This window comes from Paraburkholderia sp. SIMBA_027 (assembly GCF_046535315.1).
In the GTDB taxonomy this organism is placed as follows: domain Bacteria; phylum Pseudomonadota; class Gammaproteobacteria; order Burkholderiales; family Burkholderiaceae; genus Paraburkholderia; species Paraburkholderia tropica.
This window is the reverse complement of sequence record NZ_JAWRWY010000005.1, coordinates 210,764-227,240: the sequence shown is the minus strand read 5'-3', so window position 1 is coordinate 227,240 and position 16,477 is coordinate 210,764. Positions and strand designations below refer to the sequence as shown.

Below are 16,477 nucleotides of genomic sequence, written 5' to 3'. Positions count from 1 at the left end.
CTTGCGCTTTTGCGCGATCTCGATCCGTGCGGCTTACTTCAGCAGCACGCTCGCGTGATGCGCGAGATGGTCCTCGATGAAGCTCTGGATGAAGAAGTAACCGTGATCGTAGTCTTCGTGACGGCGCAGCGTGAGCGGCTGGCCCGCCGCCGCGCAGGCGGCCTCGAACACGTCCGGGTTCAACTGGTTCGCGAGGAACGCGTCGGCGAGACCCTGATCGACCAGAATGCCCGCCTCGAACTGGTGCGCGGCCTTCGCCACGAGTTCGCTCGCGTCGTACTGCTTCCACGCTTCGCGGTCGTCGCCGAGATAGCCGCTGAAGGCTTTCTCGCCCCACGGGCAGCGCGTGGGCGCGGCGATCGGCGCGAACGCCGACACCGAGCGATAGATATCCGGATTGCGCAGCGCGAGCGTCAGCGCGCCGTGACCGCCCATCGAGTGGCCGAAGATGCCGAGGCGTTCGCCGTCGATCGGCAGATGTTCGGTGACCGCCGCGCGCAGCTCGTCGCGCACGTACGAATACATGCGCCAGTGCGTCGACCACGGCTCGCGCGTGGCGTCGACGTAGAAACCCGCGCCCACGCCGAAGTCCCACGCATCGGCTTCGCCGGGCACGTTCGCGCCGCGCGGGCTGGTGTCGGGCGCAATCAGCGCGATGCCGTGCTGCGCGGCGAAGCGCTGCGCGCCCGCCTTGATCGGGAAGGTTTCCTCGGTGCAGGTCAGGCCTGCGAGATAAAAGAGCGCGGGCACCTTCGCGTTGCGCGCCTGCGGCGGCAGATAGACCGAAAAGCGCATCGGCAGGCCGATGGTTTCCGACTCGTGCTTGTAGATGCGTTGCACGCCGCCGTAGCAGGCGTGTTCTTCAATCAGGATCAGCATCCCGTTTTTCCTCCGCTCTCAGTCAGGAACTGGCCGGTGCGAACCAGCTTCGCACCCGGCCATATAAATCGATAAAGCGCGCGTAGCGCTGCGCAAGCGCGGCGTCCTCGCGCGGCTGCGCGACGCGCGCCGATGCGGGCGCGAGCGCCGCGAGTTCGTCCATGCGCCAGTGTCCGCACGCGACGCCGCCGAGCAGCGCCGCGCCGCGCGTGGCCGCGTTCGGACAATCGATGGCGTGCAGTTCGGCGCCGAGCGCGTCGGCGAGCAGTTGCCGCCAGCGCGGATCGACGGAACCGCCGCCCGCGAGTTTGAGCGAAGCGAGCGGCGCGGGCTGGACCTGCGCTTCGCGCAAGGCGTCGAGCCCCGCGCGCAACGCAAACGCCACGCCCTCGAACGCCGCGCGCATGAGCGTGCCGCGCGTATCGCCGAGTCCCGCGCCGAGCCAGCCGCCGCGCGCCGACGGATCGAGCCACGGCGAACGCTCTCCGCTCAGATACGGCAGGAACGCGAGCGTGGACGACGCGGGCGCGGCAAACGCCTCGTCATACGCGGCGCGCCAATCGTAGACCAGCCAGCCACGCGCCGCTTCGAGCGCCACCCCCACGTTCTGCATCGCGGCCATCGCATACCAGCCGCCCGACGCCGAACGATAGCGATGAATGCCGCGCCGCGCAGGCGGCTCGCTGCGCGCCGTCACGAGAATCTGGCCGCCCGTGCCGGTGGTGACGAGCGCGTCGCCGTCCTCGTGCAGACCGCTGCCGAGCGCCGCGCACGGTGTGTCGCCCGCGCCGGTCGCGAGCACGATGCCCACCGGCAGGCCGAGCGCGCGCGCCGCGCCGGCGCTGAGCGTGCCGCTCGCCGCGCCCGACGCCGCCAGCGGCGCGAACCAGTGCGACGGCAAACCGAGACGCTCGATCAACGCGCGATCCCACTGGCCGTCGGGCGCGGCGAGCGCGGTCGCGCAGGCATCGGACGGATCGGCGACGAAGGCCTCCGGCGCGCCGCCTGCGAGCGCCGCGCGCAGCCAGTCCTTCGGTTGCAGCGCCCAGCGCGCGGCATCGGCGACGACGCGCTCGTGCTGCATCGTCCAGCGCAGCAGCGGGCCCGCCATGCCGGGCGCGACGGGATTGGGCTGCGGATGCGCGTCGCTGTCGGGCCAGGCGTCGAGCAGATCGTGCGCGCGCGTGTCGGGCCACAGCATCGCGGGACGCAGCGCCTGACCGCGCGCATCGGTGAGCACGACGCCGTGCATCTGCCCGGAAAAACCGATCGCCCGCACCGCCGCGCGCTCCGCTTCGGGCAGCTTCGCGCAGGCCTGCACGAGCGCGTCCCACCAGCGCCGCACGTCGATTTCGGCCCAGCCGGGCTGCGGCGTTTCGAGCGCATAGGCGATGCTCGCCACGCAGCGCTCCGCGCCTTCGTCATCGACGATCGCGACTTTGAGGGAACCGGTGCCGAGGTCGATGCCGAGAAAACGCGCGGACGATGCGTGCATGCGAAGCGTCTGGAAAGAAGAGGAAGGGCTGGCCGCGAACCGCGGGCGGCGCGACGAAACGGGCCGAATGGCAACTGGTTTAACGGCTCATGATACCGGCGCGAGGCGCATGCGGCGAGCACGTGACGAGCATGCCGCGAAATCACGCGAAACCCCACGGACCGCCCGCGTTCGCGGGTAAACCCACCCGCACCGCGCGAGATGCAAAACGGCTCACATGCAGAAAGCGAAATAGAGATCATAACCACGCCGCCATGCGTGCGCGTATCCGACCCGCGTCAGCCGCGCCGCGACAGCGTCGCTTTTCGCTGCGTCGAACGCGTCCGGCGCGACGCACGCCGTCACTGCGCGCGCGCCGCCGAACGCCGCAAACCGCCTGAAACATGGGACGAACGGCGCATGCGCGCGTCGCGGCCACCTCGACGCGACGCGCCCCGGCCTCGCCGCGCGCGCCATCGCGTTCATGCGCCGCGCACGATCGCGCCCTCGTGGCGCGCGCTGCGCGGCCCGCGCGCATATCGCCCCCGGAAAGCACGGAATAGTCCCCAGCGGTCTTGTTGCATATTTTTTGCGCGCATACCTTGGAGTCCATATTCCCAAACGAAGACGGAGAGAGACGACATGCATCCCCAGGGTATGGAACGGGAGCAGGCCCAGTCCCGACAGCGTGGCGGCGCCCAGGTTCACCCGTGCGACGAACGTCTGCCGTTCGGCCAGTTGCTGACGCTCGGCATCCAGCACGTGCTCGTGATGTACGCGGGCGCGGTGGCGGTGCCGCTCATCATCGGCGGCGCCATCGGTCTGCCGAAAGATCAGGTGGCCTTTCTCATCAGCGCCGACCTGTTCGCGTGCGGCATCGCCACGCTGATCCAGACGCTCGGCCTGTGGATCTTCGGCATCCGCCTGCCCGTCATCATGGGCTGCACGTTCGCCTCGGTCGGCCCGATGATCGCCATCGGCACGAATCCGTCGCTCGGCATTCTCGACATCTTCGGCTCGACCATCGCGGCGGGCGCGATCGGCATCGTCATCGCGCCGATGATCGGCAAGCTGCTGCGCTTCTTCCCGCCCGTCGTGGTGGGCACGGTGATCGCGGTGATCGGCCTCTCGCTGATGGAAGTGGGCATCAACTGGGCGGCCGGCGGCGTGGGCAATCCGAATTACGGCGACCCGGTCTATCTCGGCCTCTCGCTGCTCGTGCTGATGCTGATCCTGCTGATCAACAAGTTCGGCCGCGGCTTCATCGCCAATATCTCGGTGCTGCTCGGCATCGTGGCGGGCTTCGCGATCGCGCTGGCGCTCGGCCGCGTGAACCTCGACGGCATCACGCACGCGCCGTGGGTCGGCTTCGTGATGCCGTTCCACTTCGGCATGCCGAAATTCCACGTGCTGCCGATCGCGACGATGGTGATCGTGATGTTCGTCACCTTCATCGAATCGACCGGCATGTTCCTCGCGGTGGGCGACATGGTCGAGCGTCCCGTCGATCAGGCGACGCTCGTACGCGGCCTGCGCGTGGACGGTCTGGGCACGATGATCGGCGGCATCTTCAACTCGTTTCCGCACACCTCGTTCTCGCAGAACGTCGGGCTGATCGGCGTGACGGGCGTGAAAAGCCGCTACGTCTGCGCGATGGGCGGCGTGATCCTCGTGCTGCTCGGCCTCTTTCCGAAGATGGCGCAGATGGTCGCCTCGGTGCCCGCCTTCGTGCTCGGCGGCGCGGGCATCGTGATGTTCGGCATGGTGGCCGCGAACGGCATCAAGGTGCTGGCGAAGGTGGATTTCGTGAAGAACCAGCACAACCTGTTCATCGTCGCGGTGAGCGTGGGCTTCGGGCTCGTGCCGGTGGTCTCGCCGCACTTCTTCGCGCAACTGCCGCCCGCGCTCTCGCCGATCCTGCATAGCGGCATCCTGCTCGCCTCGGTGTGCGCGGTGGTGCTCAACCTGATCTTCAACGGCGTGAAGAGCGAACGCGCCGCCGGCCGCGACATCCGCCGCGCCGGACACGATTTCGACGGCAGCCACGCGCACGACGCGCAAGGCGGCCCGGAAGCCGGTCACGACATGCCGCGCAGCGCGGCACACTGAGTCGACGCGAGAGGTGCTCCGGCCGCCTGCGCGAGACGCATCGGCCGGGGTCTTTTGCTGGTTTGACGCCACGGGAAACCGTGGCGTTTTTTTTCGTGACGTCGTGAGCGAACGCGCTCACGACGACCGTCGGCACTACGACAGCACTACTGATCTTCCCGGCTGATGCCCGCCGTGATGCGCGCGAGATCCGCCTGGTCGAAGGCGATATTCGACGTATCGCCGCGATCGTCCAGAATCTTGCGGGCGATCGCATCGGAAACCGGCGCGACGATCGAGAAGTGATCGCCCTCGGCGACCTTGAATACGTGCAGCGGAATCTTGTGGTTTTGCGCCACCGTCTGCACGGCATCGAACTCATGCCAGTAGTTCGACTCGCCTTCGAAATAGAACGTGGGCGATTTGATCGACGTGACGAACGTCATCGGCGAGCGCAGGCGGAATTCGTCGGGACGCGTCTGATCGAACGGCACCGCCACCTGCATCTCGCCCGCGTCGATGCGCAACTTCAGATCCGGCACGCCACCCAGCGAAAAAACCGCGCGGAAGCGATCGTTCAGTTCGCTCGCGAGCAGCGCGCGCGTGCCACCGGTGCTGTGGCCGACGAGATAGATGCGCTGGGGGTCGACATAAGGCTGCGCGGCCAGCCACGCGCGCGCCGATTCGATATCGTCGATCTCGCCGTAGAACATCTCGTACGCGCCGGGATTGTCGTTCTCGCCACGGAAGCTCGGCATCATCGTCACGATGCCGGCCTTGCGAAAGGCTGCGCCGCTCTGGTCGTTCGCGCGCGGCTGGGGCGTCCAGAAAAGCTGATCCGTCGGGCCGCCGATGCCGCCATAGCCGCCCACAACCCAGATCACGGCCGGATGACGCTTGCCGTCGTGCGGATCCGGCGTGACGTAGGCTGCGAGCTTGCCGTCCCTGGCCGGATAGCGGATCAGATCCAGCACGCCGGCCGGTGGCCTGGCGGGCGTCCCGTCGGGCTGGAACGAGTGGTCGACGATATGCGTCTGGAACTGCGAGCGCGCGCTTTCAAGACTGCTGCTGCTCACTTCATAGGGGTCTTTCGCCTGACACGCGGCGAGCACGAGCGCCGCCGCGACGCCGGCGAAACGTCGAAGATTCATGGTCATGATGCGTAAGCGAGAAGCGCCGCCGCCGTCATCGAACAACGCGCGGCGGCATCGGAAAATTCACGGGAAACCGGGCGAACAACGCCGGCGATCAGATCCAGCGGATCAGCTTGAAGAAGTTCCAGCGCTCGGCTTCGCGCTTCACTTCCTTGCGGTAGACGGCGTAGTTCGCGACCTGCGCGCAGATCAACGCCACGGCCAGTCCGGCCATGCGCGCGATCATGTCGGCGGCACGGTCGCCGGGCACGAACATCATGAGCACGGCGGCGATGACACAGGCGGCGCAGGTGAGCCCCAAGGTCGCGATCGCGGTACGCCACAGGCCGCAGACGAGGAAGTAGATCGGCCCGAAGAAGAACGCGAAGAAGTTACCGCCGATCTTGATGCGCTGGAGAAAGGGAATCTGCTTGAATGCGGCCTTGTAGGCGGGCGAACCCGGCGCGCCATGCGCATCAAAGAATTCGAAGCGATCGACCCAGCGTTTGGGCAGGCCGTGGTAGGTCGAGGAAGTCGGTTCGGTTTGCATCAGTTGCCTCACTAGCTGAAAAAATTCGTTGCCGGCCTTTGCCTTGCGATTCTTTGCCTTACTTCTGGTCGGTCCATGCTAGTGACAGCAAATCGTAATAAAAATAGGATAATTACTAAATTGTCCTTAGGTTGATTGAGAAATCTCCTGGCGGCGGTGCGCTGCTTCGCTCCGCTTTTAAGACGCATCGCGCAAAAAAACGCCACGGTCACCCGTGGCGTTTTCACTTCAGGACGCACTGAAGCGTCGCTGAAATATCGCTCAACCCGCCGACACAGCCGACGCCGCCGGAGCCGAAGCCGCCGCCGGCGCGCTGGCCGAGCCGTAATCGGCCGGCGCATCCGGCGCGCGCGGCGTTTCGCCCGCGTGCTGGATCCAGCCGCCGCCGAGCGCGCGATACAGATCGACGAGATTCGTCATGCGTGCGAGGCGTGCGCTGATCAGCGTCTGCTGCGACGTGTACAGGCTCGTCTGCGCGGTCAGGACCGGCAGATAGCTGTCCACGCCGTTCTTGTAGCGCAGTTCCGACAGCGACAGCGAACGCTGGTTCGCGAAGGTGTTGCGCTCGAGCGCCGCGATCTGCTGATCGTAGGTGCCGCGCGCCGCCAGTCCGTCCGCCACTTCGCGGAACGCCGACTGGATCGCCTTCTCGTAGTTCGCGATCTCGATCCGCTTTTGCACGTTGGCCAGTTGCAGATTCGCGATATTCGAACCGCCCTCGAAGATCGGCAGCGTGACCTGCGGCACGAAACTCCATGCCGCCGTGCCCGCCTTGAACAGACCGCCGAGCGACAGGCTTTCGGTGCCGAACGCCGCCGTCAGCGAGATCTTCGGGAAGAAGGCCGCGCGCGCCGCGCCGATGTTGGCGTTCGCGGCGAGCAGCGTCTGCTCCGCTTCCATGATGTCCGGACGGCGCGTGAGCATGTCCGACGTCAGTCCGGCGGGGATGTCGGCGAGCAGATCCTGGCCGTCGAGCGGCAGGCCTTGCGGCATCTCCGCCGGCAGCGGCTCGCCGATCAGCAGCACGAGCGCATTCTCGGCCTGCGCGCGGGCGCGCAGTTGCGCCTGCAGGTTGGCCTGCGCCGTTTCGACCACGGTCTGCGCCTGACGCAGATCGAGTTCGGTGCCGGTGCCGTTGTCGAACTGCGCCTTCGTGATGTTGTACGAGTCCTGCGCCGTCTTCAGCGTTTCCTGCGTGACCTTCAGCAGGTCGTCGTCGGAAAGCATCGTCAGGTACTGGTCCGCGACTTCCGACACCAGCGTGATTTCCGCCGCCTTGCGCGCATACGCCGTCGACAGATACTGCGCGAGCGCCTGATCCTTCAGGCTGCGAATGCGGCCCCAGAAGTCGATTTCCCAGGACGCCTGCAGGCCCACGTTGTAGACGCTGTACGGATTGGTCGGATAGCTCGTCGCCAGGTCCTGCGGCAGGCGCGTGCGCGTGTCCGTGCCCACGCCGTTGATGGCGGGGAACAGCTCGGCGCGCGTGATCTGATACTGCGCGCGCGACGCTTCCACGTTGAGCACCGAGACACGCAGGTCGCGGTTGTTCTTCAGCGCGATTTCGACCAGTTGCTGCAGACGCGGATCGACGAAGAAGTCGCGCCAGCCGATGTCGGTCGCCGCCGCGCCGTTGGCGCTGCGGCTGCTCTTCGCGGTGGTGCCCTCGCCGCCTTCGCCGGCCTGGCCGGCTTCGGTGCCGGGCTGCGTCGCGTAGACGCCGCCCTGCGGGAAGGTCTGCGACACCGGCGCATCCGGCCGGTGGTACCACGGCGCCATCGTGCAACCTGCCAGTAGCGCAGCGGCCCCTGCAATTACGGATAGTTTATGCATCTCAATGTCCTTCCTTACCCGGGCCGCCGTTGTCACCACCGTTGCCGCCGTTGCCGCCGTTGCCGCCCGCGCCACCGGCGTTATCGTCGTCATGGTCGTGCGCGTGGTGCTCTTCGTAGTGCTGGAGCGCGACGTCGGCGTCTTCCTTCTCGCCTGCGAACTTCGCGCGGATCACGACGAAGAACATCGGGATCATGAAGATCGCGAGGAACGTGGCCGTGACCATACCGCCGATCACGCCCGTGCCGATCGCGTGCTGCGATGCCGAACCCGCGCCGTTACTGATCGCGAGCGGCAGCACGCCGAGAATGAACGCCATCGACGTCATCAGGATCGGGCGCAGACGCAGTCGGGAGGCTTCGAGCGCCGCCTCGATCGGTCCCATCTTGCCGTCGGCCTGCAGGTCGCGGGCGAATTCCACGATCAGAATCGCGTTTTTCGCCGACAGACCCACGGTGGTCAACAGACCCACCTGGAAGAACACGTCGTTTTCCAGACCGCGCAGCGTGACCGCCAGCAGCGCGCCGAGCACGCCGAGCGGCACCACCATGATGACCGCGAACGGAATCGACCAGCTTTCGTACAGCGCCGCAAGACACAGGAACACGACGAGGATCGAGATGCCGTACAGGATAGGCGCCTGCGAACCCGACTGACGTTCCTGGAACGACAGACCGGTCCATTCGTAGCCGATGCCCGCGGGCAGCTTCAACGCGATCTGCTCCATGGCCGTCATGGCCTGGCCCGTCGACTTGCCCGCGCTCGCCTGACCCTGGATTTCCACCGCCGAGATACCGTTGTAACGCTCGAGCTTCGGCGAACCGTAGGTCCACTCGCCGCTGGCGAACGAATTGAACGGCACCATCCCGCCCGCGCTGTTGCGCACGTACCAGCTGTTCAGATCGTTCGGCGTCATGCGGAACGGCGCGTCCGACATCACGTAGACCTTCTTGATCCGGCCGTCGACGTCGAGGAAGTTGTTCACGTACGACGACGCCCAGCCGATCGAGAACGTCTGGTCGACCGACGCCGCCGTCACACCGAGCGCTTCAGCCTTCTCGCGATCGATGTTGATCTTGTACTGCGGCGTGTCGTTCAGGCCGTTCGGACGCACGAGGGCGAGCGACGGATCCTTCGCAGCCATGCCGAGCAGCATGTTGCGCGCTTCCATCAGCTTTTCGTGGCCCACGCCGCCGCGATCCTGGAGTTCGAAGTCGAAGCCCGAGGCCGTGCCGAGTTCAGGAATCGACGGCGGATTCACCGGAATCACCATCGCGTCCTTGTAGCCCGCATAGTGCGCGAACACGCGGCCCACCAGCGCCTGGACCTTCTGGTCCGCGTGCTGACGTTCCTTGTAGTCCTTCATGCGCACGAACACGAGACCCGAGTTCTGGCCGCGACCGGCGAAGCTGAAGCCGTTCACCGTGAACGTCGACTCGACGATCGACTTCTCGTCGTTGAGCAGATAGTTCTGGATGTTGGCCAGCGTGCGCGCCGTGGTTTCCTGCGTCGAGCCCGAAGGCGTCTGCACGATCACGAACATCGTGCCCTGGTCTTCATCGGGCAGGAACGACTTCGGCAGGCGCACGAACAGCAGGCCAACCGCGACGATCACCGCGAGATAGATGATGAGCCAGCGGCCCGAGCGCTTGATCACGTGATAGACGCCGCTGTGATACTTGTCGCGGCTCTTTTCGAACGTGCGGTTGAACCAGCCGAAGAAGCCCTTCTTCTCTTCGTGATGACCCTTCGGGATGGGCTTGAGGATGGTCGCGCACAGCGCGGGCGTCAGAATCAACGCCACCAGCACGGACAGCACCATCGCGGCCACGATCGTCAGCGAGAACTGACGGTAGATCGCGCCCACCGAACCGCCCGAGAACGCCACCGGCACGAACACCGCGGAGAGCACGAGCGCCACGCCCACGAGTGCGCCGGTGATCTGGCCCATCGCCTTGCGGGTGGCTTCCTTCGGCCCCAAGCCCTCTTCCACCATCACCCGTTCGACGTTTTCCACCACCACGATCGCATCGTCCACCAGCAGACCGATTGCGAGCACGAGGCCGAACATCGACAGCGTGTTGATCGAGAAGCCCACCGCCGCCATGATCGCGAACGTACCCAGCAGCACCACCGGCACCGCGATCGTCGGAATCAACGTCGCGCGCAGGTTCTGCAGGAACAGGTACATCACGAGGAACACCAGCACGATGCCTTCCAGCAGCGTCTTGATGACTTCCTCGATCGACAGGCGCACGAACGGCGTCGTGTCGTACGGGTACTTCACGACGAGACCGTGCGGGAAGTACTTCGAGAGGTCGTCGATCTTCTGGCGCACCAGCTTCGCGGTTTGCAGCGCATTCGCGCCCGTGGCGAGCTGAATACCCAGACCGGCGGTCGGCGCACCGTTGTACTTCGTGTCGAAGTTGTAGTTTTCGCCGCCCAGACCGATACGCGCCACGTCCTTCAGACGCACCTGCGAGCCGTCCTGGTTCACCTTCAGCAGGATGTTGCCGAACTCTTCAGGCGTGTGCAGCAGCGTCGATTCGGTGATGGTCGCCTGGAACGACTGCCCCGCCACCGACGGCGTGCCGCCCAGCTGACCGCCCGCGATCTGCACGTTCTGCGCCGTGATCGCCGCCGTCACGTCCGAAGGCGTGAGCTGGAAGTTGGTGAGCTTGTTCGGATCGAGCCAGACGCGCATCGCGTACTGCGAGCCGAACAGCGTGACCGTACCCACGCCGTCGATACGGCTGATCGGGTCTTCCACGTTCGACGCCACGTAGTTCGCGAGGTCGTACTTGGTCATGCTGCCGTCTTCGGAGACGAACGCCATCACCAGCAGGAAGCTGCTGCTCGACTTCGTGACCTTGATGCCGAGCTGCTGCACCACCTGCGGCAGAATCGGCGTGGCGAGCTGCAGCTTGTTCTGCACCTGCACCTGCGCGATGTCCGGGTTGGTGCCCGCCGCGAAAGTCAGCGTAATGGTGGCCGTGCCCGAGTCATCGGACGTGGACGACAGATACAGCAGGTGGTCGAGACCGCTCATCTGCTGCTCGATCACCTGGGTGACCGTGTCTTCCACCGTCTTGGCCGACGCGCCCGGGTAGGTCGCGCTGATCTGGATGGACGGCGGCGCGATGGTCGGATACTGCGCGACCGGCAGCGTGAACACCGACGCCACACCCGCCAGCATCAGGATGATGGCGACCACCCAGGCAAAAATCGGGCGGTCGATAAAGAACTTTGCCATGAAGCAGGCTCCCTGTTATTGCGCAGCGGAAGCAGCGGGGGCGGAGGCAGCGGACGCGCCCGATGCGGCGCTGGCGCTGGCGTTGCCCGAAGCCGTCGCTTCGTCGGCCGACGGCGCGCCCGGCGGCGGCGGCGGCGGCAGATGCGCGTCGACCGGTTTGACCTCGGCGCCCGGCTTGACCTTCTCGGTGCCTTGCACGATCACGCGGTCGCCCGCATTGATGCCGCTTTCGACGATCCAGTCCTGGCCTTGCGAGCCCGACGTCACGATCGGACGCAGTTCGACCTTGTTGTCCTTGTTGACGACGAGCACCGTCGCCTGACCCTTCTGGTCGTGCAGCACGCCGATCTGCGGCACGAGGAAGGCGCGTTCGTTGGTGCCTTCGTCGATGCGCGCGCGCACGAACATGCCCGGCAGCAGCACGTGATCCGGATTCGAGAACAGCGCGCGGATCGTCACCGAGCCGGTGGTCTGGTCGACCGTGACGTCGGTGAACTGGAGCTTGCCCTGTTGCGCGTAGGTGCGGCCGTCTTCGAGCACGAGCGAAACCTTGGCGGCGTCCGGACCGTTGGTCTTCAGACGGCCTTCCTGGATTTCGCGGCGCAGTTTCAGACCGTCGAGGCTCGACTGCGTGAGATCGACGTACATCGGGTCCATCTGCTGCACGGTGGACAGCAGCGTGGCGGCGCTCGCCTGCACGTAGGCGCCCGGCGTGACCTGCGAGATGCCGACCTTGCCCGTGATGGGCGAGACGACGTCCGTATAGCCGAGGTTGATCTGCGCGGTGTCGACCGCGGCCTTGCCCGCCGCGACGTCGGCGGCGGCCTGGCCCTGCGCGGACACGGCGTTGTCGTAATCCTGCTTGCTCACCGCGTTGGCCTGCACCAGCACCTTGTAGCGCGTGACGAGCGCGTTCTGCGTGACGAGGTTCGCCTGCGCCTTGGCGAGCGTGGCCTTGGCGTTATTGAGCGTGGCGATGTACGGCGCCGGATCGATCTTGTACAGGCGCTGGCCTGCCTTCACGACGCTGCCTTCGGTGAACTCGCGGCGCAGCACGATGCCGTCGACCCGTGCGCGCACTTGCGCGACGAGGAAGGCATTGGTGCGGCCCGGCAGTTCGGACACGACCGGCACGGCGGTGGGCTGGAGGGTGACGATACCCACTTCGGGAGTTTGCGGCGGCGGCGCCGACTGCTTTTGCCCGCACGCTGCAAGCACGATTGCAGCCGTCGCGAAGCTGATTAGGCGGAATGGAACCCGTTCGACGCGCATGGAGCGACCTCTGTCTATAACTGACGATTAAAAGCGTGCGGCGTCCTCGCGAGCGGGAGCAAGCAGGAGGACAACATCGCACGCCAGCATCTGGCAATACCTGACGGATGACCCGGTACTTCAGGAAAAAAGCGCGATACCGGTCAGCTACATCCGTCCGGACGGTTCTTCAGCGCGCCGCCGCGTCGGGCGCCGCGCATGGGGGTTTCTACGACCACCAAAGGGCCAGTGACGGATATTACCGGACATCACCACTTGAGGTACCCAGGTGGTGGGGTGCTATTATAGATACATTCGCGAACGAATGTAAAAGAACGAATCATTCCCGATGAACGGTTCGTCAAGAGCGTTTTGCGCATGACATCTATATTACAAATCAATACGTTGCCGATTGCGCCCCTTTGCATCTCTTGCCGAATAGTCCTTCGGTTTTCAGGGCTTTTGTTCGCGTAAAGCGCCCTTATTAACTCCTTACCACAGCCCTTACGCCGGTATTCCAACGATCATGGCCCGACGCACGAAAGAGGAAGCGCTGGAGACGCGCAACCGCATTCTCGACGCCGCCGAACACGTCTTTTTTGAAAAAGGCGTTTCGCGCACATCGCTTGCCGACATTGCGCAGGCCGCCGGCGTGACGCGCGGCGCGATCTACTGGCATTTCGAGAACAAGGGCGATCTGTTCACGGCGATGTTCGACCGTGTGATCCTGCCGCTCGACGAACTCAAGGCCGCCTCGGTCGATCCGGGCGAGCCCGACCCGCTCGGGCGCATCAAGGATCTGTGCACGCTCTGTTTGTGCGATACGGCCAGCGACGCGCGCCGCCGCCGCGTGTTCGAGATCCTGTTTCTGAAGTGCGAATTCGTCGAGGAAATGGGCCCGGTGATGGCGCGCCATCAGGGCAATATGCGCGAGGGGCTGATGCGCATCGAGGAAGGCTTGCGCAACGCGATGTCCAAGGGCCAGTTGCCCGCCGACCTCGACGCGCCGCGCGCCGCGCGCGTGCTGCATTCGTTCATCACGGGCGCGCTGCGCGACATGGCGATCCTGCCCGACGCGTTCGACGTGGCGAGCAATGCCGAACGGCTCGTCGAAGCGGTGTTCGACGCGCTGCGTTTCAGTCCGGCGCTGCGCGTGACGGCCGCACCCGCGTAATCGCGCGCGGGCGTTTTCGTTCGATATCGTTGTCCTGGCGAGAGCGGCGGTCGCCGCCCTCTTCGTCTCGGCGCTGACTCGCCGCTGATCGCTTACGCCGCCACGCGCGCCTTGCGCGCACGCTGATTCGACAGGTAGATGTTGTCGCGCGGCAATGGCGCGCCCTCGGCCAGCGCCGCCAGCCAGGCGTCGGTGCTCGCGACCGCGGCGAAGCGCGACTGCATCACCACGCTGAACACGCGATGGATCTCCGCGGCGCTCGCCGCACCCGCCGAATTCTCGTACGGCACCGCCCCCGTCGCATCCTCCAGAAACTCGACCGCGAGCCCCGCGTGCGTGGCGTCGAAGGCCGTCGAGGCGTCGCAGTTGTGCGTCATGTAGCCGACGATCGTGAGCGTGTCGATCCCGCGCGCGGCCAGCCACGCGCCCAGATCGGTGCCCGCGAAGGCGCTCGGCAGCGACTTCTCGACGTAGTGATCGCGCTCGCGCGACGCCACCACATCGAGCAGTTCGGCGCCCGCGCTGCCGCGCGCGAACAGCGGCGACTCCGCAGGCGCGAAGTTCTGCACGACGACGACCGGCACGCCCGCGGTACGCGCGGCGTCGATGGCGCGGCCGATGTTGGCGAGCGAGGTGTGGACGTCCGGATATTCGATCGGCAGATCGCCGCTCACGTATTCGTTCTGCACGTCGATGACGACGAGCGCGCGGCGCGGTTGTGCGGACATGGTGAGGCCTCCTGATTCGAGCAGTGTGAGCGAAGGTTCGCGAAGGTTCGAAAGAATTCGCGATGGTTTGGAATGCTTGGGATCAACGTCGCCGGGCCTGGCGGCACAACGACGATGGCGCATTGTTGCGTGGCGTCGCAAACGCGCACAGTGGCCCGAATGACAAGTTTCGCTAGAATCGGGCCAAACATCGGCGGCATGTTCAAGTCGCGCCGATCTCCCCGAACGTCCCCAAAAGCGAGTTAGCGATGTCCACCGCCGCCGCCGTTCTGCCCGAGCCGTCCGATTCCGCGCCCGCGCCCTCCATTCGCCCGACGACGTCCACGTCCACGTCCACGTCAGCGCGCCGCATCGCCGTGGTCGCCTTCGACCGCATCATCCCGTTCCATCTGTCGGTGCCCTGCATCGTGTTCGGCGAGGACCGCGCCGAAGGCGGCGTGCCGCCGTTCGAACTGCGCGTGTGCGCAGCGGAAAGCGGCCCGCTCGCGACCACGGCGGGCTTCACGCTCGGCGCGACGCACGGCCTCGACGCGCTCGCCGACGCCGACGTCGTCATCGTGCCGAGTTGGCGCGATACCGAGGAAGCGCCGCCCGAGGCGCTCTGCGCCGCCTTGCGCGACGCCCGCGCGCGCGGCGCGGTGCTGGTCGGCCTGTGCCTCGGCGCTTTCGTGCTCGCGCACGCGGGTCTGCTCGACGGCCGTCCGGCCACCACGCACTGGGCCGCCGCCGACGCCTTCGCACGCCGCTTCCCGCGCGTGCGCTTCGATCCGCACGTCCTTTACGTCGACGACGGCGACATCCTCACTTCGGCGGGCACGGCGGCGGGACTCGACTGCTGCCTGCATCTGCTGCGCCGCCTCGCGGGCACCGACGCGGCCAACTACGTCGCGCGCCGCCTCGTGGTCCCGCCGCATCGGCAAGGCAATCAGGCGCAGTACGTGCAGCAGCCCGTTGCGGCGCGCGGGCGCGGCGACCGGCTGTCGGGTCTGCTCGACTGGGTCCGCGCGAATCTGGACACGCCCCACACGCTCGACACGCTGGCCGAACGCGCGCTGATGAGCCGCCGCACCTTCACCCGCCAGTTCCGCCTGACGACGGGCGCGACCGTGGGCGCGTGGCTGCTCGGCGAGCGTCTCGCGCGTGCGCAGCAGTTGCTCGAAAGCACCGATCAGCCGATCGACGCCGTCGCCCAGCGCGCGGGCTTCGGCTCGGCGGCGTCGCTGCGACAGCATTTCGTGCAGGCGTTCAGCACCTCGCCGTCGGCATGGCGGCGCGAGTTCCGGGGTCAGTGAACGAAGGACGGGAAGCGGATGGCGCGCCGGCGCGCGGCGTGAGCATGCCGGCGCCGGAACGCCGCGACGACTGCGGGCGTCAACCGCCCGTGAAGAAGCGCGCCGCGTAGAGCAGCAGCGCGACGAAGAAGATCATCGCCGCCCACGCCCAGCTCGGCATGGCGTGCGGCGCGGGTTCGTGATGGAGCGTGCTTGCCGCACGGCCCGAGAGCGTGCCGCCCGCATGCGGCAGCAGATGCGCGCGCCGCGCGACCGCCGCGAGATTGATCGGCCGCAGGAATACGTGCTGACGGCGCGGTTCCTTGCCGCGCGCGCGATTGGGCGCCCGGCCGTGCTTGGCGGCGACCACCGCGCAGAATTCCGTGAAAAACTCGTCGGCCAGATCGTGCAGCGCGTGCTCCATCTGGCGCGGCGGCAATTCGCCGAGCGGACCGGTCAGCGTCGCCCACACCGAATAATCGATGCGCGTGCTCGGCGGCTTGCCCGCGGCCACCTCCTCCTCGCGCAGCGCCACGTCGATCTGGCCGCGCATCGAACCGATGCCCTCGGCGCGCGCCCGAAAACTCAGCACGCGGCGCGGCGTGAGCGGCACGGTCGCCACGTCGCTGGCGATATGCGCGCGCACTTCATAGCGCGCGCGCAGCGGCCCGAGCGGCACCGTCAGCGTGAGCGCATACTCGCCCGCGCCCAGTCGCCGGAACATTTCGCAATGCTCAAGGCTCGCGCGCACCAGCGCGGCGTCCTGCAGCGCCTGCCAGACGGCAAGCGGCTCGAGCGGAATCCTCAGTGCGTCGTTCAGTTCCATGGCGGCTCCCCGGTCGC

General features: G+C 66.5%; 13 protein-coding genes. 3 read left to right on the top strand and 10 right to left on the bottom strand.

Going from position 1 to position 16,477, the window contains the following annotated elements:
* Positions 1-33: 33 nt before the first annotated feature.
* The 3 genes from fghA to SB764_RS11355 form a co-directional block, all read right to left on the bottom strand.
* Positions 34-879, bottom strand: coding sequence for an S-formylglutathione hydrolase (gene fghA / locus SB764_RS11365; RefSeq protein WP_183038317.1), 846 nt, complete (start codon positions 877-879; stop codon positions 34-36).
* Positions 880-901: 22 nt separating this feature from the next.
* Positions 902-2,374 carry a xylulokinase gene (locus tag SB764_RS11360; RefSeq protein ID WP_410863582.1) on the bottom strand — a complete coding sequence of 491 codons (1,473 nt, stop codon included), beginning with the start codon at positions 2,372-2,374 and terminating at the stop codon, positions 902-904.
* 213 nt (positions 2,375-2,587) lie between these two features.
* The gene (locus SB764_RS11355; protein ID WP_410863580.1) at positions 2,588-2,839 is read right to left on the bottom strand and encodes a hypothetical protein; all 252 of its coding nucleotides are present in this window, start codon (positions 2,837-2,839) and stop codon (positions 2,588-2,590) included.
* A 156-nt stretch (positions 2,840-2,995) separates the two neighbouring features.
* On the opposite strand from SB764_RS11355, the gene SB764_RS11350 reads away from it, so the two are divergent.
* On the top strand, positions 2,996-4,462 hold the full coding sequence (locus SB764_RS11350; RefSeq protein ID WP_244145852.1) for a nucleobase:cation symporter-2 family protein: 1,467 nt from the start codon (positions 2,996-2,998) through the stop codon (positions 4,460-4,462).
* Positions 4,463-4,608: 146 nt separating this feature from the next.
* Here SB764_RS11350 and SB764_RS11345 read toward each other — a convergent pair whose 3' ends face one another.
* The 5 genes from SB764_RS11345 to SB764_RS11325 all read right to left on the bottom strand — a co-directional run bounded on the left by SB764_RS11345 (position 4,609) and on the right by SB764_RS11325 (position 12,482).
* A complete protein-coding gene (locus SB764_RS11345; RefSeq protein ID WP_202034986.1) occupies positions 4,609-5,592 on the bottom strand; it encodes an alpha/beta hydrolase family protein in 984 nt (327 codons plus the stop codon).
* 97 nt (positions 5,593-5,689) lie between these two features.
* Entirely contained in the window at positions 5,690-6,124 is a 435-nt protein-coding gene (locus SB764_RS11340; RefSeq protein WP_065059284.1) for a DUF2628 domain-containing protein, read from the bottom strand.
* A gap of 261 nt (positions 6,125-6,385) precedes the next feature.
* Positions 6,386-7,957, bottom strand: coding sequence for an efflux transporter outer membrane subunit (locus tag SB764_RS11335; protein WP_065059285.1), 1,572 nt, complete (start codon positions 7,955-7,957; stop codon positions 6,386-6,388).
* 1 nt (position 7,958) lies between these two features.
* Entirely contained in the window at positions 7,959-11,210 is a 3,252-nt protein-coding gene (locus tag SB764_RS11330; RefSeq protein ID WP_321902417.1) for an efflux RND transporter permease subunit, read from the bottom strand.
* Positions 11,211-11,225: 15 nt separating this feature from the next.
* Positions 11,226-12,482 (bottom strand): efflux RND transporter periplasmic adaptor subunit, encoded by a 1,257-nt coding sequence (locus SB764_RS11325; protein WP_074986745.1) that lies wholly within the window; start codon positions 12,480-12,482, stop codon positions 11,226-11,228.
* 505 nt (positions 12,483-12,987) lie between these two features.
* Here SB764_RS11325 and SB764_RS11320 point away from each other — a divergent pair.
* Entirely contained in the window at positions 12,988-13,635 is a 648-nt protein-coding gene (locus SB764_RS11320; RefSeq protein WP_065059288.1) for a TetR family transcriptional regulator, read from the top strand.
* A gap of 92 nt (positions 13,636-13,727) precedes the next feature.
* Here the strand turns inward: SB764_RS11320 and SB764_RS11315 are convergent, their stop codons facing one another.
* On the bottom strand, positions 13,728-14,363 hold the full coding sequence (locus SB764_RS11315; RefSeq protein WP_410863577.1) for a cysteine hydrolase family protein: 636 nt from the start codon (positions 14,361-14,363) through the stop codon (positions 13,728-13,730).
* Positions 14,364-14,611: 248 nt separating this feature from the next.
* Here SB764_RS11315 and SB764_RS11310 point away from each other — a divergent pair, with 248 nt between their 5' ends.
* On the top strand, positions 14,612-15,655 hold the full coding sequence (locus SB764_RS11310) for a helix-turn-helix domain-containing protein (RefSeq protein WP_321892678.1): 1,044 nt from the start codon (positions 14,612-14,614) through the stop codon (positions 15,653-15,655).
* 79 nt (positions 15,656-15,734) lie between these two features.
* Here the strand turns inward: SB764_RS11310 and SB764_RS11305 are convergent, their stop codons facing one another.
* Positions 15,735-16,460 (bottom strand): CoxG family protein, encoded by a 726-nt coding sequence (locus tag SB764_RS11305; RefSeq protein WP_065059290.1) that lies wholly within the window; start codon positions 16,458-16,460, stop codon positions 15,735-15,737.
* Positions 16,461-16,477: the final 17 nt, after the last annotated feature.